The organism is Streptomyces sp. NPDC107454, assembly GCF_055582885.1.
On sequence record NZ_JBVJPA010000003.1, the window covers coordinates 21,662 to 45,167 of the forward strand.

The following is a 23,506-nucleotide window of genomic DNA, read 5'->3' on the forward strand; positions in this document are numbered from 1 at the left end:
TCAGCGCAGCAGGAGCTGCACCCCGCCCACCACCGTCGCCGCGATGACCAGCCGCTCGAACAGGATCTGGTTGATGCGGTGCACGGCCCATTTCCCGAGGAACGCCCCCGGTACGACGAAGATCGCGAGTGCCGCGTCCAGGAGCAGCGAATGCCAGTCGATGAGCCCGAGGCCCACGCTGAAGGGCACCTTGGAGACGTTCACGATCAGGAAGAAGAAGGCCGAGGTGCCCAGGAAGCCGAGCTTGCGGAAGCCGGCCGACAGGAGGTACATCGACATCACCGGGCCGCCCGCGTTGGCGACCATCGTGGTGAAGCCGCCGAGGACGCCGTACGAGCGGGCCTTGACCCGGCCGGCCCGGGTCGAGACCGAGTCGGGTTCCTCGTTCTGGGCGGCGGCCCGGCGGCGCCACATCGTCACCGCCGCCATCAGCAGCAGGATCGCGCCGATCGAGGTCCGTACCATCCCGTCGTCGGCCCACACCAAAAACAGCGTGCCGAACACGACGCCCGCGGCGACCGCCGGGAACAGCCGCCACAGCGTGGGCCAGTGGGCGTGCCGCCGGTAGGTGAGCACGGCGAGCACGTCCCCGACGATGAGGAGGGGCAGGAGCACACCGGTCGAGGCGCGGGCGGGCAGCACGGCGGCGAAAATCGCCAGGCTGACCGTGTTGGCGCCGCTCACGGCGGTCTTCGAGAAGCCGACGAGCAGGGCCGCGGCGGCGAGCGCGGCGAACTCCCAGATGGATATGTGCCAGAGCGTCATCGTGTTCATGCGGGAACCGATGCTAGGCGCACGCATGTCCCGGCGTAAGGACCGTCTCGCCAGGTGACCCCTGCGGCGGCGGGTGGAACCGTGGGTCGGGGCCTCGCAGAACGCCTCCGCCCGGTCCAACTCCCGTGGCAGACTGCTCGAACATCAACACGAGCGTGAGCAGAGGAGTGCCGCATGACCGCGACCGGGCCTTCCGCCCAGCGGATCGACACCAGCAGGCCGCACCCGGCACGGATGTACGACTGGTTCCTCGGCGGCAAGGACAACTACCCGGTCGACGAGGAGCTCGGGCGGCGGATCATGTCCACGGACCCGAGCGCTCCCCGCTCGGCCCGCAGCAACCGCTGGTTCATGCAGCGCGCCACCCGCTGGCTGGTCCGGGACACCGGCATCCGGCAGTTCCTCGACATCGGCACCGGCATCCCCACGGAGCCGAACCTCCACCAGATCGCCCAGGCCGCCGTCCCGGACGCGCGGGTCGTCTACGTGGACAACGACCCGATCGTCCTCGCTCACGCCGAGGCACTGCTGCGCGGCACCCCCGAGGGTGTGACGGAGTACATCCAGGCCGACGCGCGGGAACCGGCGAAGATACTCGAACAGGCCGCCCAGGTCCTCGACTTCGACCGGCCCGTCGCGGTGTCGCTGATCGCGCTGATGCACTTCATCGCCGAGGAGGACGGCGCGTACGACCTGGTGGACACCCTGGTCGACGCGCTGGCGCCGGGCAGCTGTCTGGTCCTGTCCGCGCTGACCGGTGACTACGACCCCGTGACGGTCGCGACCGGGATCGCGGCGTACGCGGCGGGCGGCGTGACCCTCGTGGCGCGCTCGCACACCGAGGTCGGCCGCTTCTTCCGGGGACTCGACCTCGTCGACCCCGGGGTGGTGTCGGTGTCGACGTGGCATCCCGAACTCGCGCTGGACGAGGACGAGATCGGTGAGGCACCCGTCCCGCTGTACGGCGCGGTCGGTTTCAAGTCCCCCCGTTCCTGAGGCACTCGGCCCTCGTGCCCAGGTCCCGGCCTGCCGCACGGGCGCGCGGACCCGCGCAACGCCCCGCGCGTGCTCCTTCACGACCGCACCGGGACGACCACATCAGCCCTGCGCCCTGGTGAACGGGCAGTTCGAGGAGGAGCACGCATCCCGGTAGACCGCCGATGACCTTGAGCTTGTACCGTGCGGGCGGTGGCGACCGGGGAAGCGGGAGGCGGGCTGTGGGAGCGGATCACCGTGTGGGGGATGTCCTGTTGGTCTCGTGCCCCTACACCGACGCACGGGTCACCCGTCTCACCCGACGGGAAGTGGTCGTCGAGTGGCCGTGGTGGGAGGTGGACCCGGAGTGCGACTGGATCGAGTGGAACGGCCAGGTGGCCCTGGCCGGCGATCCGGCCTCGTACGACTGGGACTTGGAGCTGTTCCGCACCGAGCCGCCGCCCCGGCTCCTCGAGGTCGGCGCGGTGTGCAAGGTCGGCATCCCTCCCACGGTGGTGCATGTGATGAGCGTCGACCGGATGGATCCACCGCTGGAGACAGGCCGTCTCCCTCGCCTGGGGACTCAGGTGATGGTGCTGCGCACGGGGCAGTCGCACGATCCCGACCTGGAGTGGCAGGGCTACGGGATCGCCCCCGACGACGGGATCCCGATCGCCCTCGACCTGCTGCTGCGCCCGTACGCCTGCCTCGTGGCGGGTGACGAGGTCGCGGACGCCGAGGGGCGCGCCTGGCGGTTCGACGCGCCGTGGGACTGGCATCCGTTCGACGGCCAGGAGCCCTCCGAACCCGCCTGGCCGCTCAGTCTCCTGACCCGCGAGGGCCACCCCGACGACGCGGCGGCGACCGTCGTGGCCCGGGCGACGCGCAGCGGTTCGCACGAGCAGGAGCTCGCCCGCTGGGTGGAACTGACCCAGGCCAGACCCACCCGCCTCGTCGTCGTACGGGACTCGGTCCGGCAGCCGAACCGCTGACCGCCGGACGTTCCAACATCCTTTTTGCCCCGAGGGGTTCCGCCGGTTCGCGCGTAAACAGAAACGACGCTGCCGGCGACACCTGAGGATCAAGGAGCAGGGGACGACATGAGATTCCTGGAGCGTGAGCGCGCGGCCCTCGCCAAACTGCTGCCCGGCCTCGACGAGAGTCTGAGGGCCCTGCCGCTGATGACACTGGAGGGGCCGAAGAGCCCCGGCATCGGGTTGTTCCGGGAGGCGGGCGGGCCGGGTCTGCTGGCGCCGACCGCCTTCCAGGGCCGGGGTGCCACCGCGTTGGAGACCCTGCGGGTGCAGCGCGCGCTGGGCAGTCGTTCGCCCTCCCTCGCGGTGGCGACGACGATGCACCACTTCTCGATGGCCACGCTGGTCGGGCTGAGCGACTCCGGCGAGGGGCTGGAGTGGATGCTCGTGCAGGGCGTCGCGTCCGAGAACCGGCTGATGGCGTCCGGCTTCGCCGAGGGACGCAGCGGCACCGGCATCCTGTCGCCCTCCATGTCCGCCACGGTGACGCCCGAAGGGGTGCGGATCACCGGCGTGAAACGGCCGTGCAGCCTCGCCCGTTCCATGGATCTGCTCACCGCCAGCGTGATGGTGCCGTGCGAGGAGGGTGAGGGAGAGGAACTGGCCGTGGCGCTGGTGCCCGCCGAGAGCGAGGGGCTGAGCGTCAGCGGCTTCTGGTCGAGCACCTTCCTGGCGGGCGCCGAGAGCGACCAGGTGACGTTGGACAACGTACTGGTCCCGAAGGAACTCCTGGTGCGCACGGCCTCGCCGGCCGGGGCCCGCCTCGACGAGGTGCAGACCGCCGGCCTGGTCTGGTTCGAGCTGCTGATGACCGGCAGCTACCTCGGCGCCGCGAGCGCCCTCGTGGAGCGGGTGCTGCTCAACGACCGGGTGCCCGACGCCGAACGGGTCCGGCTGCTGGTGGAGATCGAGGGCGCGACGGCGGCGGTCGAGGGCCTCGCCTGCCGGGTGGACGAGGGCGCGCCCGACGAGTCCGCGCTCGCCGACTCGCTCTACGCGCGCTACACCGTGCAGGACGCCCTCGCCCGGATCGTGCCCCGGTCCGTCGAACTGCTCGGCGGGCTCAACTTCATGACCTCGGACGAGGTCGGATACCTCGCCGCCTGCGTCAACGGCCTCGCCCTGCATCCGCCGTCGCGCTCACGGATGACCGGCCCGCTGTCCGCGTACCTCGCCGGCGAGCCGCTGACCATCGCCTGATCCGACTCCGCCAGGAGCGCCCACAGGGGCGCGAGGAACGGCGCGACCGGCCACGAACAACCCGCGGTCGCCGCCGAACAACAAGATCCGAGCTCATGGGCGCCCGGTGCGCGCAAGACCCCAGCGCCCGAACACCCGCTCGTCCGTCCGTCCGCCCGTCCGCCCGTCCGGCAGGACCTACGCTCACTCGACCGAGGGGATCACCGCCATGCCTCTGTCCCGGCCCCGGCCCAGCGCTCCGACCACCCCGCAACCGTCCGCGAAACGCCCCACGATTCTGCTCACCGGCGGCGCCGGGGTACTCGGCAGAGCCCTGATCGAGGAGCTGTCGCCGGATTTCGGAATCGTCTGCCTTCGCCATCGCACGCCGGTGAGCGACCCCCGGGTCCGTGAGGTCCGTGCCGATCTGCTGGCACCCGGACTCGGGCTGTCCCGGGCGGACTTCACCCAGCTCGTCGTCGAAGTGGACCTGGTGGTGCACTCCGCCGCCGCCACCAACTGGAAGGCGGAGCCGGACCAGATCCGGCGGGCCAACCTCGACGGCACGATCGCGATGCTCGGCCTCGCGGCCCGTGCCGAGGCTCCGTTCTTCCACATGAGCACCGCCTTCGTCGCCAACCCGCTGGCGCCGGAGGAGCAGGAGCGCTTCCCGGGTGCCGCCGCCTACCTCGCCTCCAAGCAGGCGGCCGAACAGGTCGTGCGCGACGCCCGGGTGCCGGGCGTGATCATGCGCCCGTCGGTGGTGATGGGTGACTCCGTCACCGGCCGGATCGCCGGGATGCAGGGGCTGACGCGGGCGCTGGGCGCCATCGTGAAGGGGCAGGTGCCGGTGCTGCCGGGAACGCCGGACGCACGGATCGACATGGTGCCCCAGGACATCGTCGCGCGCGCGGTGGGTGATCTGGTGAGGGCCGGTGTCACGGGCGGCGAGTACTGGCTGACGGCCGGCACCGAGGCGCTGCTCCAGCGTGAAGTGGTGGACACCTGCCTGGAGTTCGCCGACCAGTGGGGGCCGCGGCCGCATCCGCCTCGGCTCATCCCGCTGGAGTCGGTGCACCGGCTGCTGCTGCCGCTGATCGAGGGCCCCACGTTCCCGGAGTCGCTGCGCCGCCGCTTCCAGACGTACGCGGAACTGCTGCTGGTCTTCCAGCGGGCCCTCCCCTTCGAATCGTCCCTCGGGTCGCCGCACTGCGGCACGGCCCTTTCGAAGGACGACCTCCGGCGGGCGCTCGTCCGCAACCTGGCCGCCTGGTCCACCGGGCGCGGTGGTATGCGCACCCACGTGCGTACGGGGTCCGCGCAGGACACGGCGGCGAGGTCCCAGCCCTCGCAGGCCACCCACGCCCAGGAACTCGCCTCATGACCGCGGCCCCCGCCCCCGCCACGGACCGTGCGCACATCGCCCGGCTCTACCGCGAGCATCTCTCCTCCGGCCGCTCCGTCCTCGGCACGGTGCTCGGCGGGATGCTGGAGACGGCGTCCGACGGCGCGTGGGTGTTCACCGAGGACGGCCGCCGCTACCTCGACTTCGGCGGTTACGGGGTCTTCATCCTCGGTCACCGGCACCCCCACGTGACCGCGGCCGTGCACCGCCAGGTGGACACCCATCCGCTGGCCGGGCGGGTCTTCCTGGAGCCCGTCGCTGCCCTCGCCGCCGAGGCACTGGCCGCACGGACCCCTCCGGGCCTCGACCACGTCCACTTCGTGAACTCCGGCGCGGAGGCCACCGAGGCCGGTCTGAAACTGGCCCGGGCGCACGGCCACACCGCCCTCGTCTCCACCGTCGGCGGTTACCACGGCAAGACCCTGGGCGCGCTGACCGCCACCGCCAACCCGAAGTACCAGCAGCCCTTCCAGCCGCTGCTGCCGGACAGCACGGCGATCCCGTACGGGGACACGGCCGCGCTGGAGGCCACGCTCGCCGAGCTCGGCCGCCGGGCCTGCGTGATCGTCGAGCCGGTGCAGGGCGAGGGCGGCGTACGCATTCCACCGCCGGGCCATCTGGCGGAGGTGAGCCGGCTGTGCCGGACGTACGGGGCCTTCCTGATCGTCGACGAGATCCAGACGGGCCTTGGCCGGCTGGGTTCGTGGTGGGGCATGGACGCCGACGCCGGGCACGGCCTGCCCCCGCAGCCCGACGTACTGCTCGTCGGCAAGGGGCTCAGCGGCGGTGTCGTGCCCGTCGCGGCGATGGTCGCGACCGCGGCGGCCTACGGGCCGTTCTCCCGCGACCCCTATCTGCACACCTCCACCTTCGCGGCCTCCCCGATCGCCTGCGCCGCCGCGCTCGCCGCGGTCGAGGCCCTGGACCGGGAGGGCGTCGTCCCACGTGCCAAGGCGCTGGGCGAGCGGCTGCTCGCGGGCGTCCGGTCCGCCTGTGCCCCGTACACCGGCGGCCTGGTGCGCGAGGTCCGCGGGCGGGGGCTGCTGATCGGCCTGGAGTTCACCGAGGAGCAGGCCGTGGGTGAACTGATCCTCGAGCTGGTCGGGCGCGGCGTCCTCGTGAACCACTCCCTCAACGCCACCCGGGTGCTGCGGCTGACACCGCCCGCGGTCGTCGGCAAGGAGGAGGTACGGCTGTTCCTCACCGCCCTGACCGAGGCGCTGCGCGTCGTCGCGACCCACGTCGGCTGACCCGTCCGCTACCGCCGACCCGTCCCTCCCGTGGAAAGGCAACACCTCCCATGCGTCATGTGACCGTACGGCTGACCGCCCACGACGTCGACCCCGAGACCGCCTACCAGCGGATCCGTGATTTCCGCCGGTATCCCGAAGTCACCGAGACCGTCCGCGAGGTCGTGGTCCATCCACCCCATGACGACGGCACGGTGGTGTCGGACTGGACCGTGCGCTTCAGGAACGGTCTGATGCGCTGGTCGGAACGGGACGCGTTCTTCCCGAAGACGCGGACCATCGGTTTCACCCAGCTCACGGGCGACTTCGAGCTGTTCGAGGGCACCTGGCGGTGCGCGTCCGGCGAGGACGGTACGGCGGTGACCTTCGACGCCGTCTTCGACCTGGGGATCCCCACACTGGCGGAGCTCCTCGACCCGGTCGCCGACTCGACGCTGCGCAGCAATATCGAGCGCATCCTGCGCGGGCTGCTCGGCAGGGTCACGCCCGCCCCGGCCCATCTCGCCGACAGCGTCGCCCCCGCGCATGGCTGACCTCGCCCTCGTGCCCCGCCGGCCCCGTCCCGACGGCCCGTCCGCCGCGGGCTGGGACACCCTGCGCGAAGAGCCCGGCCCCGACACGGTCCGCTGTCTCGGCCTCTACGCCAAGCTGACGGCCGGCGTCACGGTCGTCACGGCGCTGGACGGAACGGGCCTGCCGACCGGGATGACGGTCTCCGCGCTCACGTCCCTGTCGGCGCGCCCGCCGCTGGTCCTCGCGTGTCTGCGCGGCACCTCCCGCACCCTGACCGCTCTGAAGCACCAAGGCGCCTTTGCCGTAAGTCTCTTGACGGAACGTCAGCGATCGGTCGCGGAACTCTTCGCCGATTCATCCGTGCCGCCCGCCAGTCGGTTCGAGGGCAGCCCGGTGCGCCGGGTGCTCGGCCTGCCGGTGCTCGCCGACGCGCTCGCGTGGTCGGTGTGCCTGGTCGAGGACGTACAACCGTACGGGGATCACCACGCCGTCGTCGGAAGGGTGATGGCGGTGGAGGTGAACGGCGGACGGCCGCTGCTCTGGCACGACCGGGCGTTCCACGCGCTGCCCGCGGCGACCACCGACTGAGCCCACCAGAAGTCAGGACGGAGGCCCGGCCGGGGTTCGCCCCGGCCGGGCCTCCCTCGTATCCACGACCACTCCGTACACACCACCGAGGCCGAGGAGGCCCCATGTCCCTGCCCCGCATTCCCGGCGTGAACTCCGAGAGCGCCGCGGCCGAACTGCTCAGAACGCCCGAGCGGCTGGCCGGCAACGCCCAGTCCGCCGCGCACCGGCTGGTGGCCGGACTCGACGGTGACCCCGAGACGGACGACTGGGGCCTGCCCCCGACGCCGGAGCGTCCGCACCCGGTCGTCCTCGTGCACGGCACGCTCGGCGACCGGGAGTCCGTCTGGCGGAAGCTGGCGCCCGCGCTCAGAACGGCCGGGCACCGCGTCTTCCGCCTCAACTACGGGGAACTGCCCACGCTCCCCCGCCTGTACGGCCTCGGCGACATGCGGAAGTCCGCCCAGGAGCTCGCGGACTTCGTGGACCGGGTGCTGGTGGACACCAAGGCGTCGAAGGTGGACCTCGTGGGCCACTCGCAGGGCGGGATGCTCCCGCACTACTACCTCAAGTACCTCGGCGGGACGGGGAAGGTGCGCCGTGTCGTCGGGATCGCGCCCAGCAACCACGGGGTCGAGGTGGCGGGCCTGACGAAGCTGGTCCGCCAGATCCCGGGAGTACAGGCGGTCGTGGAGGACAAGGTGCTCTTCCGGATCAGCCCGGCCTTCACCCAGCTGCTGCACGACTCGGAGTTCGTGGGTGAGCTCGTGGCTCCGGGCGACACGGTGGACGGGGTCGACTACACCGTCATCTGGTCGACCCGGGACGAGCTGGTCCAGCCTCCCGAGGCCCAGCAGCTGAAGCCCGCCAGGCCGGAACACCCGGTCACCAACACCTGCCTGCAGCTCCTCGCCCCGCAGAACCGGACCACCCATCTGGCCATGCCGTACGACCCGATCGTGGTGCGGGAGACGCTCAAGGCGCTGGCCGACTGAGTCCCGTACGACGACGAGGAACCCGTACGACGGATGGAGAGGACGAAAGGGAGGGGGTGGTGCGGGCCCCGGTCGGCCCGCACCACCCCCTCCTTCGCGTGGTCGGCTCAGAACGCCGTGCAGCGGCCCTTCTCACCGGGCCACAGGCACACCTGGCCGAAGACGTCGAAGCCCGCGACACCGTCCGGGTGGATCTTGTCGAAACGGGGCTTGGGGATCTGCAGACCGTTGATCTGGTCGCCGGCGAGCGGGCCGCTCGTCACCGTGCGGTCGGGCACGGGGCTGCCGTTCTTGAGGTCGCCCTTGTAGTAGAGGCTGCCGACCTCGCCGGTGTTCCAGGTGCCCACATCGTTGCCCTCCACCGAGAAGGTCGGCGGCAGCACACCGAATCTCCCGATGCCTTCGATGTCCCAGACGACGTCGGTCAGCTGCGGCGCCCGCCCGGTGGGTGAGTGGCAGTCCAGGTACCCGACGTGTCCGCTCACCTTGGCCTCCTTGACCCGCACGCCGAGCGGCGGACTGAAGTCCAGCTCGGCGTCGAGGCGGCACACGAGGTCGGGGACCGGTGCGGCCCGTAACCCGGCCGGTTCGGCCTGGGCGGCGGGGGCCGCCAGGGCCGTGCCCGCGACGAGGGCGGCGGCCAGCACCGACCTCCTGCCGAGGCGGGACAACGGGGACACCTTCGCTTTCGCCTTCACTGAGAATGTCACGGCGTCAGGTTTCCTTTCCTTCAGACCGTGGCCGTGGTGCCACGGAGAACTTCGCTCGCGGAGCCGAGATGCTCGGCGAGGTCGCGGTACGACTCCAGGACGCCCGTCTCGACGTACGGGATCTCCCGCTCGACGCAGAACTGCTTGACGAGCGGATAGGCGCGGCGCAGCGCCGCCCTGGGCATGCCGGGGAAGAGGTGGTGCTCGATCTGGTAGTTGAGGCCGCCGTAGAAGAAGTCGCCGATGTACCCGGTGGGCAGGGTGCGCGAGGTGAGGACCTGGCGCTCCAGCCAGCTCCACTCCTTGCCCACACGGGTCGGCAGGCCCTTGTGGTTGACGGCGAAACCGAGGCCGAGCAGATAGCCGAGGAGGACCTGGTGGACGGCGAGGAAGAGCAGGACCGACGGCCAGGGCAGGAGTACGAACAGCGCGCCGAAGAACAGCACCGCGTGCAGCACCATCAGGCCGCCCTCCAGGAGGGGCTTGCGCAGTGCCCGGCGGCGCAGGGCGATGACGCCGGCGATGCGCAGCACCAGGGCTTCGAGGCCCAGCAGCGGGAAGAACAGATAGCGCTGGTTGGCGGCGAGGAAGCGGGCGAATCCCTTGCGGTCCTGGGCCTGTTCGGGCGCGAAGACGGCCACGCGGCGCAGGATGTCGGGGTCCAGCTCCAGGTGGTTGGGGTGGTTGTGGTGCCGGTTGTGGTGCTGCACCCACCAGCCGAAGCAGACCCCGAGCATCAGGTTGCCGTGGATCAGGCCGAGGGCCTGGATGAACTTGCGGGACCGGGTGATCTGACGGTGTCCCGCGTCGTGCACGATGAAGGCGAGCTGCTCGTGCCAGACGGCGAGCCAGACCGCGGCCAGGACGACCTTCCACCAGGTGTCGCCGGAGAAGGCCAGCGCGGCCCAGCCGAGGGCGTTCATCAACCAGACCACCGCGATCCGGGTCACGTACTGGCCCGTGCGGGGCCGCATGAGCCCGGCGGCCTGGACGCGCCGGGTCAGTTCGCGGAAGTCCTCGTCCTGTGCGGCCGGTTCATACGGTGAGGAGTTGACTGCCGGGCTGTCGGTCATCGGTGTGCCACCGACCCTTCCGTTGTTGGACGCCCGCGATGCGGGCGGGTGTGCGCGGGCTGTTCACGGGGTCAGGCCCATGTCGGTGAGGCGTGCTTCCTGGGTGACGCGCGACCATTCCGCGGCGGCGAGCATCCGTTCCTCGGCGGTGGTGTCGACCAGGCGGCGGCCCGGCCACAGCTCGTAGTCGCCCGCGAGGTCGCGGTGCTGGTCCAGTCCCTGCTGGTAGAGCTGTTCGCGGCGGAAGGTCAGCTGCTGCACCGGAAGTTCGGACCACAACCGCATCCCGCGCGCGACGAGTTCGCCGATCCGCTCCAGGTCCTCCGGGTGTTGCCTGACATGGCGGCGGACGATCGTGGTGCCCACGGACAGATGCCGGATCTCGTCGATGCCCGCGGCGCGTTCGATCTCGGCGGCGGGCGCGTCGAAGGGCCGCCATTTGCGCTCGCTCAGCTCGGCGGTGGGCGCGAGGACCCCCTCGACCAGGACGGTGAGGGTGATCACGCCGCCGATGTAGTCGCGGTCCTTCTCCATGACGGCGAGCCCGAACTCCTCCAGGGGGCTCAGGACGGCGTCCCGGTCGACCCCGGCGAGCGACTCCATGGTGGCTTCCAACTCGTCCTGCTGTACGCCCAGTTCGAGCAGATGACTGCGGAAGGCGTAGGCATGGCGGGCCTCGTCCATCAGCTGGGAGGTGTAGAAATCCATCCCTGCGAGATCGGGGGCGTACGCGACGAGGAAGGAGATGGCGCGGGCCGCCTTCTCCTCCGCCATCGAGCGGAAGGCGAGCTCCTGCATGACGGCCTGGCGCAGCGGCCCGTCCACCATCATGTGGTCCGGCACCGGCACATCCGGGGACCGGCCCAGGGGATCGCCGCCGAGGGTGCCTTCCGGTACGGACCGGAACCAGTAGCCGAGGTCGCAGCCCTCCGGTGTCAGTTCGGTGCGCAGCGCGCCTTCCAGGAGACCCGGGGCGCGGTGGCGGTCGGCCTCCACCGGGAACTTCTCGATGGATGTGGTCATTTCAGCCTTTCTGAGTCATGAGGACGGCCGGGACCCTGGAGCGGGTCAGACCGACTTGGTGAGGCGCATCAGCTGCCAGACGGCGCCGGGGCTCACCCGGCCCTGGAAGGCCAGGTACTCCGGTTCGATCAGCTGTGGGCGCCATTTGAGCTTGAAGGACTCCTGGGCGGCCGCCGGATAGACAGCGCGCCCCTTGGCCGCCAGCACCTCCACGCAGCGGTGCAGGAAGGCGCTGGTCGGGCCGGGCGCGGCCGTGTCCGGGGCGAGCTGGACGAACGGGGTGAAGCCGAGGTGCAGCCAGCCGCAGCCCTCGTCCTGGAACCGGCGCAGGGCGGTGGCGAACAGCAGCTCCACCGTGCCGGGCGGTGCGTCCGGGAGCCGGCGTGTGAGGTCGTACAGCCAGCCGGCGTGTTCACCGAAGACCGGTGAGTACGACACGTAGCCGACCGTCCGTCCCTCGTGGACGGCGGTGAACAGGCGCCGGTGCGGTGCGCCGGGGCCGCCGCGTTCGCCGATCAGGAACTCGAGTTCCTTGACGTGTCGGCCCTTGGCGCGCAGCCAGGCGGCGTCCACGGCGTCGAGGGCCGCGGTGACCTTCGCGCCGTCCCGCTCCTCGGCGGGCACCTCGGCGACCGAAACCCCTTCTCTGCGGGCCCGGTTGACCATGTTGCGCACCTTGACCATGCGCTGTCCGCCGAGGCTGTACCCGTCGAGCGCGATGCTGAAGGAGGCGCCGAACTGGTTGACGACGAAGCCGTGTCCGGCGTGCAGTTCGGCCTGCGGGCGGGAGAGCTGGACGGCGGCCACCCGGCGTCGCTCACTGCCGGCCCGCGCGAGCAGCGCGGTCAGCAGGCTCGGCCGGTCCTCCACCGCGCATACGGGTCCGCCCAGTTGGAACAGGTGTCGTCGGCCGGCCTCCCGGTACGGGACGAAGCCGTCGACACCGTCCGTGTGGAATCGGCGGTTCCCGCTGTTCATCGCGAGGAAGGCGCTGCTGTGGCTGCCGTACCGGCGCAGCATCTCGTACGCCTCCGTGTCGGCCGGCGCCTGTGCGGCGCTCACCGCACCGCCGCCTCGTGCCAGGGGACGGTGGCGAAGTCCCGCAGCGGGCCCTGCACTGCGGGGTGCGGAACCGGCTCGAAGGACACGGTGAACGACTTGGCGAAGTTGCCGAACAGCGCCCGGTCCCCGAAGAGATGGATGGGCAGGACCAGCAGCGCCCACTCCCAGCCGTACGCCAGGACCCAGGCGCCGAGGACCGCGCCCTGCACGCTCAGGCTGTGCATGGTGTTGTAGAGCACGTAGTAGACGCGGGAGACCTGCTGGTCGGGGCTGCGGTGGTAGGCGAGCGCGCCCGGCAGATAGCCGATGACGTCGACGTAGACGAACAGGGCGACGGCGACCCACCAGCGCACCTCGGCCAGGTGCGCGAGGAAGAACCCCGCGGCCACCAGGAGCCCGAGCAGGTATTCGAGGCGCAGCAGCCGGTAGGTGGTGGGGGTCTGGCAGAGATTGTGGCCGTCCACGGTCACCGCCCGCCGACCGGGCTCGTCCCGCCGACCGAAGTCGCCCCGCCGCCCGGAGTTGTCGCGGTGACCAGGATCATGCTGTCCTTCTCGACCCCCGAGAACGCGGCCAGATGCGGGGCGAACCGCTCGACGGCGTACGGCAGGGCCAGCAGGTCCGCGACGTGCGCCTGCCAGCCGTAGCCGCCCCACCAGCGCTCCGCGTCCGCGAGGTGCCACACCCACGGTGTCCCCGAGCCGGACAGGGCCTCCAGCCAGGGCTTCACGAAGGGCGAGTCGGCGGTGTCGGCGTTGAGGCACTCGGCGCCGAGGCTGCTGCCCGGTGCGGAGAGCGCGCTCACGGTGCCGATCAGACGTTCCACCGCCTCCGGTGCCAGGTAGAAGAGCAGCCCCTCGCACAGCCAGGCGGTGGGCCGGCCGGGGTCGAACCCGGCGGCGAGCAGGGCGCCGCGCCAGTCGCCCAGCAGGTCGGCGGCGACTGTGGTGCGCCGGGCGGTGTCCGGCGTACGTCCGTCGACGACCCGTGCCTTGAAGGTGTGTACGGCCGGCAGGTCGACCTCGAACACATGGGTTCCGGCGGGCCAGTCGAGCCGGAAGGCGCGGGTGTCGAGCCCGGCTCCCAGCAGGACGACCTGCGCGCGTCCCTCCCGGGTCGTGGCGAGCAGATGGTCGTCGAAGAAGCGGGTGCGGACGGCCAGCCAGTCGGGCAGCACCTTCTGCAGGACGCCGGCTCCCGGCGGGGCGCCGGCCGCCCCGGCGGCGTTCAGGAACTCGCCCGCGAGCCGGTCGTCGAAGAGGGCGTCGGCCCGCGCGGATTCATGGGCCCGCATGCGGACGGTCCACAGGGCCGTCTCCGAGACCCCGTCCAGGGCGCCGGGAGCCGCTTCGCGCTGAGCGTCGTGTTGCTGCATGGGCATGGGTGATTCCTTTGTGCGTGCCGTTGACTTGGGCGGTGGATGGGGCGGGTCGCTGAGGTTGGATCGGATGGCGGGGTGGGTCAGCGGGGCGTGCGGCGGCGGTCGAGGAACAGGGCCGCGGCGCCGAGCGCCATGAGCCCGCGCGAGGGTGACCAGGGCCGCTGTCCGCCCATGGACGCGGGCGTGTGCGGCTCGTGGAGCTGGAGCGCGAACTGGCGGTTGGCCGCGTCGGAGAGCAGCCCGCGCCACTGTTCGGGGGCGGACGCGGCGGCCGAGAGGAGGTCCATCGTGTTGCGGGCGACCTGGTCCACGGAGAAGTACTCGCGGATCAGGGCCAGGATGATCCCGCGGGCCTCCGCCTTGAAGACCTCCGCGAGGGCGATGTCCGGCGCGAGACAGCGCACCGAACCCTCCAGGTTCGCGAAGGACTTGCCGAGCAGGGAGATGGCGGGCGCCGAGCCGATGCCCCGCCGGGTCGCCTTCTCCAGGACGGTGGTCAGGGACACCCCGAAGTTGATGTCCTCCAGGGAGGCGGTGGCGACCTTGGGGACCAGCGCGGCCATGTCGGCGGCGAACGCGGGCAGGTTCGACCAGGCGGTGACCCGGCCCATGTCGGCCCACGCGTGGGCGAGACCGTGGCCGTCGTTCTGCGCGATGGCCATGAGCAGGGGCAGCAGCTGGAGGCTGGTGCGCCGGTCGAGGCGGCCGACCATGCCCCAGTCGATGAGGGTGGCCGGGCCGCCGGGCCGTGCGAAGACGTTGCCCGCGTGCGGGTCGGCGTGGAACATCCGGTCGACGAAGTACCCGCGGTACATGAAGCGCAGCAGGTCCTTGCCGATGTCCGTGCGCTCCCGGTCGCTGAACGAGCGGCGGTCGAGATGGCGTACGGAGGTGCCGGGTGCCAGTGACTGGATCAGCACCTTGGGGGTGGCGTGGACGACCCGGGGCACGGACAGCGACGGGTAGCGGCGGATGTTCTCGCGGGCCTCGTCCATGTTGCGGGCCTCGCCGGTGAAGTCGAGCTCGGGTTCCATCGCGTCGAAGATGGAACCGAGCATCGCCTCGACGTCGATGACCTCGTTGAAGCGGGGTGCGGTACGGGCGACGATCCGGGACGCCTTGCGCATCAGGGCCATGTCCGCGCGGACGGTGTCCCGGATCCCGGGCCGCTGGATCTTCACCACGGCGGGGCGGCCCCCGGGCAGCGTCACCCGGTAGACCTGGGCCAGTGAGGCCGCCCCGAGCGGGCGGACGGTCTCGATGTCGTCGAAGCGGCGCTTCCAGTCCAGTCCCAGCTCCTCCTGGAGCACGGGCTCGAAGAGGGCGAAGGGCTGGACGTCGACCTGGTCGTGGAGGTTCTGCAGTTCGCCGATCATGGAGGCGGGCACCATGTCGGGCCGGGTGGAGAGGATCTGGCCGAGCTTCACATAGAACGGGCCGAGGCTCTCCAGGGCGTGCCGCACCGCCTTCGCACGGCGTGCCCCGTCCACGGAGGTGGTCCCGTCCCCGGCGGAGGCCTCGCCTTCCGCCGGGGAGTTCGGGTCCTGCCGGGACCGCCGGCGCTCCCGCGTCACCTGGCCGACCTCGTCGGCGACGAGGCTTCCCAGCACCTTCACAACCAGCCGGAGCCGACTGCCGAGCATGGCACCCATGTGTCACAACCTCCTGTGCCTGACGAGTTCCGTCGGTCATCCGTGCGATCGCCCACGCACGTGGGTCATGCGGCGCGATCACTCACCCGAGGTGAGGCGGTACGCGCCCGGTGAGCCCCGGATCAGCGGCGGATCAGCCGCTCTTCCTCGCCGCCGGTGCCCGCCCGGCGCCCGCCATGGCGCCGGCCACCCCCTGGACGCCCTCCAGCACGTTCACCAGGGAGGAGACGAGCTCGGAGAGCTGGGCGATCTGCCGGGGCAGCGCGGCCAGGCCCTCCGCCATGTCGGCCGCGCCCGAGGCGGCCGAGACCGCCCCGCCGGCGACCTGTCCGAGCGCGCCCAGCGGATTGGCACCGCCGAGGGCGCCGAGCGGGTTCGCGCCGCCGCCCGTCAGGGCCGCGAGTGGATTGGGCGCCCCACCGCCCAGTGCGGCCAGCGGGTTGGCGGCGCCGAGGCCGGCCGCGGCGTTGGCCGCGTTGGCGAGTGCGGCCACGGGGTTGGCCACGCCGCCGAGGGCGGACAGCGCGCTGACCGTCCGCAGCACATCGCCGGGGAGCCCGTTCAGCGCCTGATACGGATTCCCCGGGGTGAGCCAGTCCATGGAATGCGAATCATCGCCTTTCCGGTCGAGGATTTCATCGAATGCCTTCTTGGTGCTGTCGGCGATATCGCCGATGAAATCCTTGATGGTGTCCTGGGTGTTGTTCTTGCTCACGGTCACTACCCTTTCCATCTCATCCGCACTCCCGGAATTCGGGAGCCGTTTTCGTCCCCACTCCCGGCTTTCGCCGGACGCGGGAGGAAGGCGGAAATCCGTTATGCCGCGGCGCCGTCGAGGGCTCTGGCGCAGACCAGCCTCAGCCGAGCCCGCCCGCGCGTGAACGCGCCTTCGGCCGCCTTGACCGAGATCTGGTGCATGCGGGCGAATTCCAGCGTGGAGATCCCATGGGCGCGGGCGAGAACCACCTGCCGCTCCCGGCCCCGCAGCAGGTGCACCTGGCCGAGCAGCCAGCGCCCGAAGTCCTGGTCGCACACACCTTCGTCCGGCAGCTCGGGTCCGCCCACGTCCGCCGCGCGGCGCAACAGCCGCCGTCTCCGCTCCAGTTCGCGGTAGTGGTCCACACAAAGACGCAGGGCGACCGAGGTCAGAAAGGGACCGATCCGGTCCTGGTCGAGATTGCCGTGGGCCGCCGCTCTGAGCATCGCTTCCTGAACGCAGTCCTCCGCGTCCTGGGCATTCGGCAGCCGGCGGCGGACCAGCCTCATGAGTCGCTCCCGATGACTGGCGATCACATCCCAGGAGAACTCGCGCCGCACCTCTTCCTGGGATTCGCGGCTCACTCGATCAATCCCTCGGTGGACGATTCCGCCCTCATCTAAGTGGTCTAGCAATTCCCTGTGATTCATGGCCCCGAGCTTGATTCCCTGGTGCGAATCGGAATATTCGCACGGCTTATCCCCACCCGTCGCGAAGGTTCTTTTCCGTGTCAACACACCAACAAACCAGAGGGAATGCGGACCACTCATCCGCATGGAAAACGGAGGACCGCGTTCCGGCGCGCCCCATGCCGTGCTACACATTTCATGCATGCACTTGCGGCACCTCACGTCTGCGGAAACGTCACGCCATGAGCGAGGCCGCATCAAAAGGGGGCCGAAATCACATCCGCCTCAGCGGCGCGGGGGTCGATCGCGCCAAGTTCCTCGACCGCGGACGGGCACCCGAGAGCCGGCCTCGGACCACGGCGAGCGCCCGGGAACGGGCCGGGCCGCCGCGAGGGACCACCACCACCCCGAAAGTCGTCGCGGCCGCCTGGCTCGTTCTCGCCGCCGGGCTCGGCTCCCTCGCCCCCCTCGGCACCCTCCCCCAGCGGTCACCCGGGCGAACCGGCCGGTTGACGATCCCGGGATAAAGAAGGTCATCGGACCGGTCGGGCCGACTGGTGGAGGTGATCGGACGGCCGCCCCATTGATACCCCAGGGGGTAAACTGAACCGCACCACTCCGAGGAGGACCCACCCCATGGCCATGTCCGTCGACGAGGAAGCCAGTACCGCGATCCTCAACCGCCTGCGCCGTGCCCAGGGGCAGCTCGCCGGCGTCATCGCCATGATCGAGGCCGGCCGCGACTGCAAGGACGTGGTCACCCAACTCGCCGCCGTCTCCCGCGCCCTCGACCGCGCCGGATTCAAGATCGTCGCCAGCGGGATGCGCCAGTGCATGGCCGCGGCCGACGACGAGACGCCCCCGATGTCCGAGGCCGAACTCGAGAAGCTCTTCCTCGCCCTCGCCTGAGCCGGCACGGGAACGACGACTTCACGGGAACGACGGACATCACGGGAACGACGACACACCGACGCGACGTGGGCCACCCTGGCGGGTGACCCACGTCGCGGCTGTTGCCGGGGAGGCGTCAGACGGTGTCGATCGGATCGATCAGCTGGTCGTGACGGCGGTGTCGTCGACGACGAAGCTGGTCTGGAGCGAGGAGTCCTCGACCCCGCTGAACTTCAGGGCGACGGTGGTACCGGCGAACGAGGACAGGTCGAAGGTCTTCTGCGTGTACCCCGTGGCCTTGTTGAGGTTGGAGTACGTCGCCAGCGTGGTGGTGCCCGCGGTGACCGTCAGCTTGTCGTACGCGGTGCTGGTGGTCGTCTCCGCGCTGTCGATGTGCAGGTAGAAGGTGAAGCTGGCCTTGCAGCCGGACGGGATCGTCACCGACTGGGAGAGCGTGTCGGTGTGCGTCGAGCCGTAGCCGTCCAGCCACGCCTTGTACGAACCGGCGTGCGCCGCCTGGCTGCTGGAGTTGGTGATCACGCCGCTGGTCGCGGTCCAGGTGGTGTTGCCCGACTCGAAGCCCGGGTTGCCGAGCAACTGGGCCGAGGTGCAGGTGCCGCCGCCGGAGGAGCTGACGGTCCAGGTGAAGGACGCCGTTCCGGTGGCTCCGGTGCTGTCGGTGACGGTGACCGTGGTGCTGTACGTCCCGGCGGTGGTCGGTGTCCCGGTGATCGCTCCGGTGGAGCTGTTGATCGACAGGCCGGTGGGCAGCCCGGTCGCGGCGTAGCTCAGCGAGCCGGTGTTGGTGCTGCTGGCCGAGATCTGCAGGCTCACCGCGGTGCCGACGGTGGAGGACTGGCTGCCCGGGTTGGTGACGGTCACCCCGCTCGACGGCGGCGTGACATGGCTGCCGACGTTGATGCCCGCGAAGGCGTTCGCCACCCCCGCGTACTGGGTGGAGCCGGCGCCGTAGAGGGCGGTGGCCGCGTTCAGGGCGGCGGTGCGGGCGCCCGCGTAGTTGGTGCTGGACGTCATGTACGACGTCAGCGCCTTGTACCAGATCTGCAGGGCCGCGGCCCGGCCGATGCCCGCGACGGCGACTCCGTCGGAGGTCGTGCTGTTGTACGTGACGCCGTTGATGACCTTGGTGCCGCTGCCCTCGGAGAGCAGGTAGAACATGTGGTTCGCCGGGCCCGAGGAGTAGTGGACGTCCAGGTTCCCGACGCCTGAGTACCAACTGTCCGCGGAGCCGCCGTCCTTGCTCGGCTTGTCCATGTAACGCAGCGGCGTGCCGTCGCCGTTGATGTCGATCTTCTCGCCGATGAGGTAGTCACCGGGGTCGGAGGCGTTGTTGGCGTAGAACTCCACGCCGGTGCCGAAGATGTCGGAGGTCGCCTCGTTGAGGCCGCCGGACTCACCGCTGTAGTCCAGGCCCGCCGTGTTGGAGGTGACGCCGTGGCTCATCTCGTGCCCGGCCACGTCCAGCGAGGTGAGCGCGTGGGTGCCGCCCGAGCCGTCGCCGTAGGTCATGCAGAAGCAGCTGTCGTCCCAGAAGGCGTTGACGTACGCCGAGCTGTAGTGGACGCGCGAGTAGGCCGCGACCCCGTCGTTCTTGATGCCGCTGCGGCCGAAGGTGTTCTTGTAGAAGTCCCAGGTCTCCTGGGCGCCGTAGGCGGCGTCCGCGCCGGCGGTCTGGGTGTTCGAGCCTGCTCCGGTGCCCCACGTGTCGTCGGAGTCGGTCATCAACGTGCCCGTGCCCGACGTGCCGTTGTTGAGGCTGTACGTCTTGTGGCCGCCGCGCGTGGTGTCGTACAGCTGGTACGTCGATCCGGACAGCGTGGTGTTCAGCGTGACCGTGCCGCTGTACTGGGTGTTGCCCGTGCCGGTCTTGATGCCCTGGTAGCGGTAGAGCTCCTGGCCGGTGGTGGCGTCGGTGATGACGTGCAGCTGGCTCGGGGTGCCGTCGTCCTGGAGGCCGCCGATCACGGTCTCCCAGGCAAGCTTCGGGGTGCCGCTGCCGGCCCAGATCACCTTGCGGGCACTGTCGGTGGTGGGCTTCCCGGCGGCCAGGGACTTGGCGGCCTTCAGCGCCTTGCTCGCGGCGGCGGACTTGGTGAAGGTCGCGGTGGTGGAGGCGACCTTGATGGTCCGCTTGTTGTTGAAGGTGCTGCTCACGGTGCCGGCGGCGAGAGAGGCCGGCGGGGTGTGGACGATCACGTCGCCGCCCAGCACCGGCAGGCCGGCGTAGGTGCGCTCGTAGCGGGTGTGGAGCGTACCGTCCTGGTCCTTGACTACGTCCTTGACGACCAGCTTCTCCTTGGCCCCGAGGCCCAGGGTGCCGGCGGTCGCCGTGGTCTTCTGTGCCGCGCTCTTCAGCAGTGCCGAGTGCTGGGCAGGGGTGAGCTTGGCCTCCAGGCCGCCGGTGCGCAGCGGACTGGGGTGGGGGGCGGCAGGCTTGGCGGCCGCGGGGACCGTCTGTATGCCGACGGCCAGGAACGCGGCGGTGGCCGCCAGCGCTCCGGCCGCGACCGCCTGACGGGGGATTCGTCTCACTCGTACTCCTACTGCTGCGGCCGCGCGTCGACGGCCGGTGACAGACCCGGGCAGACGGGATGTGCTGACCGGGACGAGCTGAGCAGTGCGGGGCCCCTGCGCAGACCGTGTGAGGCCTGTCCGGCAGGTGAGGAAGAAGAATGGCAGCTTGACGTAGACATGTCATGCAGACCGGAGGCAATCGAGGGTTAACCCTCGACGGCGCTCACGTGGGGCGCACGGACGAGGTTCACCCGGGGCGCACGGGAGCCCGTCTTCACTCGGATGGCGGCGCCCGGCGTACCTCGGGGGCGGCTCGGGGGGCGTCCACCTCACCGGACGCGACTTCGCCGGTGGCATGACGACGGAGTATGCGAAGGCGGAATGGGGATAAGCCCGGAGAGCACGGCATCGCGCCGGACCGTGCCCCAGGGTCGGCATCCCTCCTTGGTAGTACGACCGGGTCGCGCGTCCACCCCTCAGGGGGAGGTGCGGGTGGCCCGTGAGCACGACGCGCGTGAGCGCGGTGGCGTGGAAGCTGGTTGTACGAGTCCGAGGAGGCCGCCATGAACCGCCAGATCCGCATTCGCCCCAGCCGTCGCCCCGCCACCGCGCGCGAGGTGACGATCGACCGCAGGACACCGTCGGGTCGCCTGCTGCCCTACTGACGCGACGGCTGCCCTCCTGGCCCGACAGCTGCTCTCCCGGCCCGCCGGCTGCCCTGCGCATCCGGCGGCCTTCTCCAACGATCCGGCCAGTCGGCGTATCCGTTCCACCGCGCGCACGTTGTGGGTGATGACAATGGCCACCAGACACCACGGCGAACATTGCGCGCGGATCCGGAAGGGTTGAAAGTATGATCACCCAATGTCTGACATGACCGAGACCACGCCGGGCTGGCTGACGCCCGACGAACTCGAAAGCGCGCGCGCACGCATGCCGATCCTGTACGTCGAGGCCGTACCGGTCCGCGTCGACGACAACGGCGAAGTCACCAGCATCGGACTGCTGCTGCGCATAGGGCCGGACGGGACGGTCAGCCGCACCGTCGTCTCGGGCCGGGTGCTGCACCACGAGCGGGTCAGGGACGCCCTCCTGCGCCACCTGGAGAAGGACCTCGGCCCGGTGGCGCTCCCCCGCATCCCGGCCTCGCTCCAGCCCTTCACTGTCGCCGAGTACTTCCCCACGGTGGGCGTCACGCAGTTCCACGACCCCCGCCAGCACGCGGTCTCGCTCGCCTACATCGTCCCGGTGACCGGCGACTGCCGCCCCCGGCAGGACGCCCTCGACCTGGTCTGGTTCAGCCCCGAGGAAGCCTCGTCGCCCGCGGTCCTGGGCGAGATGCCGGGCGGCCACGGAGCCCTCCTCAAGCAGGCCCTGGCCCATGTGGGCCGGCTGTCCTGACGAAGGCCTCCGCTAGAGTCGGCGCGGTCCCCGGCCAGACCTGCTGCCGCGGGGGTGGTCCTGCGCTGGGGGATGACGGGCACGATGCGGTTCGAACGAATGCAACTGGCCGGGTACGAGATCCAGGAGGTCCTGGGCCAGGGCGGGTTCGCCACGGTGTACCGGGCGCGGCAGCTGGCCGTGGGCCGCGAGGTGGCGCTCAAGGTGGACAGCAGGGTGCTCGACTCGCCCCGCGACCGGCAGCGGTTCATGCGGGAGGTCACCGCCGCCGGGCAGCTGTCCGGGCATCCGCACGTGGTCCCGGTGTACGACGCCGGGGTGTTCGGCGACAACCGCCCGTACATGGTGCTCGAACTGTGCCCCGGCGGCTCCCTGGGTGATCGTCTTCACCTCCAGGGCCCCCTGTCCGTGAAGGAGGCCCGCGACATCGGCGTGGGCATAGCCGACGCGGTGGCCGCGGCGCACACCGCGGGGGTGCTGCACCGGGACATCAAACCCGGCAACATCCTGATCAACCGGTACGGCGGTGTCGCGCTCGCCGACTTCGGCCTCGCGGCGATGCCCCGGCCGGACCGGGAACTGTCGGTCACTCGGGAGGCGTTGACCCCCGCGTACGCTCCGCCCGAGGCGTTCCACCTGGCCGAACCGACCCCGGCCGGCGATGTGTACTCGCTCGCCGCCACGGTCTACGCCCTGCTGCGGGGCCGCCCGCCGCACTTCCCCGAGGACGGCACCGAGCTCAGTCTCGCGGAACTCATCGTGCGGCACACGTGGCCCTACCCCGACCTGCCAGGCGTGCCGACGGACCTCAACGAGGTGCTCGGGCGGGCCCTGGTGGCGGACCCGGCGCGTCGGCTGTCCGACGCCGGGGCACTGCGTGACGCGCTCGCCGCCGTCGACGTGGACAGCGCCGACCGGGTCGGCTTCGGTCCCCTACCCGGCGGCCGGACCACCACCGTCCCCGCGCGGCGGGACACCACGCCGCCGCCCGTGCCCGGTCCGCCGGGCACGACCACCGCCCCGGCGTCGCGGGACCGGCAGGACAAGAGGCGACGCCCGTGGCTGATCGCCGCGGTGGCGGCGGTGGCGGTCTCGGTGGGCGTCTCGGTCACCGTCATCGCCTACGGGGGTGGGGGGTCCGGCACCCCCAAGTCCCCCTCGGCCGCGTCCCGGCCGTCCGTCACCACGCCCGCCGTGAACACGGGGTTCGGTGGGGTGTCGACCACCACCCGGGACTGCCCCGCCGCCACGGTCGACGGCGCGGGCGGCCGGTGCGTCACGACCCCCGAGTGCTGGAGCGGCATCACCGACATCTCGGGGACGATCACTGTCAGCCTCGCGGACTGCCGGGTGAAGCACGTGTGGGAGACCTTCGCCATCGCCCCGCTGCCCAGGGACGGGATGACGAACAACGCCCGGGACCTGATCAAGCACCCCACCGTCAAGGCGCTGTGCTCGCAGGAGGTCATGCTGAAGTCCCGGACGGCCGCCGGACGGGCCGTCACCGGCCGGTGGAGCACGGACATCCTGCCGCCGACCGCCCAGCAGTGGTCCGACGGACTCCGCGCCTTCCGCTGTGTCGCCCACGCGGCCACGGAGGACGGGGAGATCACCGACAGCCACTTCGGGTAGGAGCGGCCGGGCGCCGACGAGCCGCTGCCCGGTCACGTCGTGAACGACGTGACCGGGCAGCGGCCTCA

23 protein-coding genes are annotated in these 23,506 nt (G+C 71.0%); 12 read left to right on the forward strand and 11 right to left on the reverse strand.

Annotated features, from left to right (window positions below; all coding sequences use genetic code 11):
* Window positions 1-774 carry a sulfite exporter TauE/SafE family protein gene (locus ACZ69M_RS07710; RefSeq protein ID WP_352051194.1) on the reverse strand — a complete coding sequence of 258 codons (774 nt, stop codon included), beginning with the start codon at window positions 772-774 and terminating at the stop codon, window positions 1-3.
* 174 nt (window positions 775-948) lie between these two features.
* Between ACZ69M_RS07710 and ACZ69M_RS07715 the strand changes: the two genes are divergently transcribed.
* From ACZ69M_RS07715 to ACZ69M_RS07750, 8 genes are all read left to right on the forward strand, one after another.
* Window positions 949-1,770 carry an SAM-dependent methyltransferase gene (locus ACZ69M_RS07715; protein WP_470047618.1) on the forward strand — a complete coding sequence of 274 codons (822 nt, stop codon included), beginning with the start codon at window positions 949-951 and terminating at the stop codon, window positions 1,768-1,770.
* 239 nt (window positions 1,771-2,009) lie between these two features.
* Complete coding sequence (locus tag ACZ69M_RS07720) at window positions 2,010-2,741, forward strand: hypothetical protein (protein WP_470047620.1); 732 nt, start codon at window positions 2,010-2,012, stop codon at window positions 2,739-2,741.
* A 108-nt stretch (window positions 2,742-2,849) separates the two neighbouring features.
* Complete coding sequence (locus ACZ69M_RS07725) at window positions 2,850-3,983, forward strand: acyl-CoA dehydrogenase (protein ID WP_470047622.1); 1,134 nt, start codon at window positions 2,850-2,852, stop codon at window positions 3,981-3,983.
* A gap of 208 nt (window positions 3,984-4,191) precedes the next feature.
* Complete coding sequence (locus ACZ69M_RS07730) at window positions 4,192-5,346, forward strand: SDR family oxidoreductase (RefSeq protein ID WP_470047624.1); 1,155 nt, start codon at window positions 4,192-4,194, stop codon at window positions 5,344-5,346.
* Window positions 5,343-6,617, forward strand: a complete 1,275-nt coding sequence (locus tag ACZ69M_RS07735; RefSeq protein ID WP_470047626.1) for an aspartate aminotransferase family protein — start codon at window positions 5,343-5,345, stop codon at window positions 6,615-6,617. The genes ACZ69M_RS07730 and ACZ69M_RS07735 overlap by 4 nt, the downstream gene beginning before the upstream one ends.
* A gap of 50 nt (window positions 6,618-6,667) precedes the next feature.
* On the forward strand, window positions 6,668-7,150 hold the full coding sequence (locus ACZ69M_RS07740; protein WP_355589425.1) for a type II toxin-antitoxin system RatA family toxin: 483 nt from the start codon (window positions 6,668-6,670) through the stop codon (window positions 7,148-7,150).
* Complete coding sequence (locus ACZ69M_RS07745) at window positions 7,143-7,718, forward strand: flavin reductase family protein (RefSeq protein WP_470047628.1); 576 nt, start codon at window positions 7,143-7,145, stop codon at window positions 7,716-7,718. Before ACZ69M_RS07740 ends, ACZ69M_RS07745 begins: the two co-directional genes overlap by 8 nt.
* 104 nt (window positions 7,719-7,822) lie before the next feature.
* Entirely contained in the window at window positions 7,823-8,692 is an 870-nt protein-coding gene (locus tag ACZ69M_RS07750) for an esterase/lipase family protein (protein WP_470047630.1), read from the forward strand.
* Between the two features lie 107 nt (window positions 8,693-8,799).
* Here the strand turns inward: ACZ69M_RS07750 and ACZ69M_RS07755 are convergent, their stop codons facing one another.
* From ACZ69M_RS07755 to ACZ69M_RS07795, 9 genes are all read right to left on the reverse strand, one after another.
* Complete coding sequence (locus ACZ69M_RS07755; RefSeq protein ID WP_470047632.1) at window positions 8,800-9,402, reverse strand: hypothetical protein; 603 nt, start codon at window positions 9,400-9,402, stop codon at window positions 8,800-8,802.
* A gap of 20 nt (window positions 9,403-9,422) precedes the next feature.
* Window positions 9,423-10,475, reverse strand: a complete 1,053-nt coding sequence (locus tag ACZ69M_RS07760; RefSeq protein ID WP_470047634.1) for a fatty acid desaturase family protein — start codon at window positions 10,473-10,475, stop codon at window positions 9,423-9,425.
* Between the two features lie 63 nt (window positions 10,476-10,538).
* The gene (locus tag ACZ69M_RS07765; RefSeq protein ID WP_470047636.1) at window positions 10,539-11,498 is read right to left on the reverse strand and encodes a ferritin family protein; all 960 of its coding nucleotides are present in this window, start codon (window positions 11,496-11,498) and stop codon (window positions 10,539-10,541) included.
* A gap of 45 nt (window positions 11,499-11,543) precedes the next feature.
* On the reverse strand, window positions 11,544-12,560 hold the full coding sequence (locus tag ACZ69M_RS07770) for a phosphatidylglycerol lysyltransferase domain-containing protein (protein WP_470047638.1): 1,017 nt from the start codon (window positions 12,558-12,560) through the stop codon (window positions 11,544-11,546).
* On the reverse strand, window positions 12,557-13,024 hold the full coding sequence (locus ACZ69M_RS07775; protein WP_470047640.1) for a hypothetical protein: 468 nt from the start codon (window positions 13,022-13,024) through the stop codon (window positions 12,557-12,559). The genes ACZ69M_RS07770 and ACZ69M_RS07775 overlap by 4 nt, the downstream gene beginning before the upstream one ends.
* Window positions 13,025-13,026: 2 nt before the next feature.
* Complete coding sequence (locus ACZ69M_RS07780; protein WP_470047641.1) at window positions 13,027-13,941, reverse strand: SAM-dependent methyltransferase; 915 nt, start codon at window positions 13,939-13,941, stop codon at window positions 13,027-13,029.
* Window positions 13,942-14,021: 80 nt separating this feature from the next.
* The gene (locus ACZ69M_RS07785) at window positions 14,022-15,593 is read right to left on the reverse strand and encodes an ABC1 kinase family protein (protein ID WP_470047643.1); all 1,572 of its coding nucleotides are present in this window, start codon (window positions 15,591-15,593) and stop codon (window positions 14,022-14,024) included.
* A 133-nt stretch (window positions 15,594-15,726) separates the two neighbouring features.
* Window positions 15,727-16,308: a hypothetical protein gene (locus ACZ69M_RS07790; protein WP_470047645.1), complete on the reverse strand. Its 582-nt coding sequence runs from the start codon at window positions 16,306-16,308 to the stop codon at window positions 15,727-15,729.
* A 101-nt stretch (window positions 16,309-16,409) separates the two neighbouring features.
* Window positions 16,410-16,934 (reverse strand): RNA polymerase sigma factor, encoded by a 525-nt coding sequence (locus tag ACZ69M_RS07795; protein WP_352051180.1) that lies wholly within the window; start codon window positions 16,932-16,934, stop codon window positions 16,410-16,412.
* Between the two features lie 287 nt (window positions 16,935-17,221).
* On the opposite strand from ACZ69M_RS07795, the gene ACZ69M_RS07800 reads away from it, so the two are divergent.
* Both ACZ69M_RS07800 and ACZ69M_RS07805 read left to right on the forward strand, forming a co-directional pair.
* Complete coding sequence (locus tag ACZ69M_RS07800; protein WP_470047647.1) at window positions 17,222-17,506, forward strand: hypothetical protein; 285 nt, start codon at window positions 17,222-17,224, stop codon at window positions 17,504-17,506.
* A 115-nt stretch (window positions 17,507-17,621) separates the two neighbouring features.
* Window positions 17,622-17,888: a metal-sensitive transcriptional regulator gene (locus ACZ69M_RS07805; protein ID WP_095857593.1), complete on the forward strand. Its 267-nt coding sequence runs from the start codon at window positions 17,622-17,624 to the stop codon at window positions 17,886-17,888.
* Between the two features lie 141 nt (window positions 17,889-18,029).
* Here the strand turns inward: ACZ69M_RS07805 and ACZ69M_RS07810 are convergent, their stop codons facing one another.
* On the reverse strand, window positions 18,030-20,423 hold the full coding sequence (locus ACZ69M_RS07810) for a M4 family metallopeptidase (RefSeq protein WP_470047649.1): 2,394 nt from the start codon (window positions 20,421-20,423) through the stop codon (window positions 18,030-18,032).
* Window positions 20,424-21,278: 855 nt separating this feature from the next.
* Between ACZ69M_RS07810 and ACZ69M_RS07815 the strand changes: the two genes are divergently transcribed.
* Together ACZ69M_RS07815 and ACZ69M_RS07820 are read left to right on the forward strand one after the other, a co-directional pair.
* The gene (locus tag ACZ69M_RS07815; protein ID WP_470048364.1) at window positions 21,279-21,806 is read left to right on the forward strand and encodes an NUDIX hydrolase family protein; all 528 of its coding nucleotides are present in this window, start codon (window positions 21,279-21,281) and stop codon (window positions 21,804-21,806) included.
* Window positions 21,807-21,890: 84 nt separating this feature from the next.
* Entirely contained in the window at window positions 21,891-23,438 is a 1,548-nt protein-coding gene (locus ACZ69M_RS07820; protein ID WP_470047651.1) for a serine/threonine-protein kinase, read from the forward strand.
* Window positions 23,439-23,506: the final 68 nt, after the last annotated feature.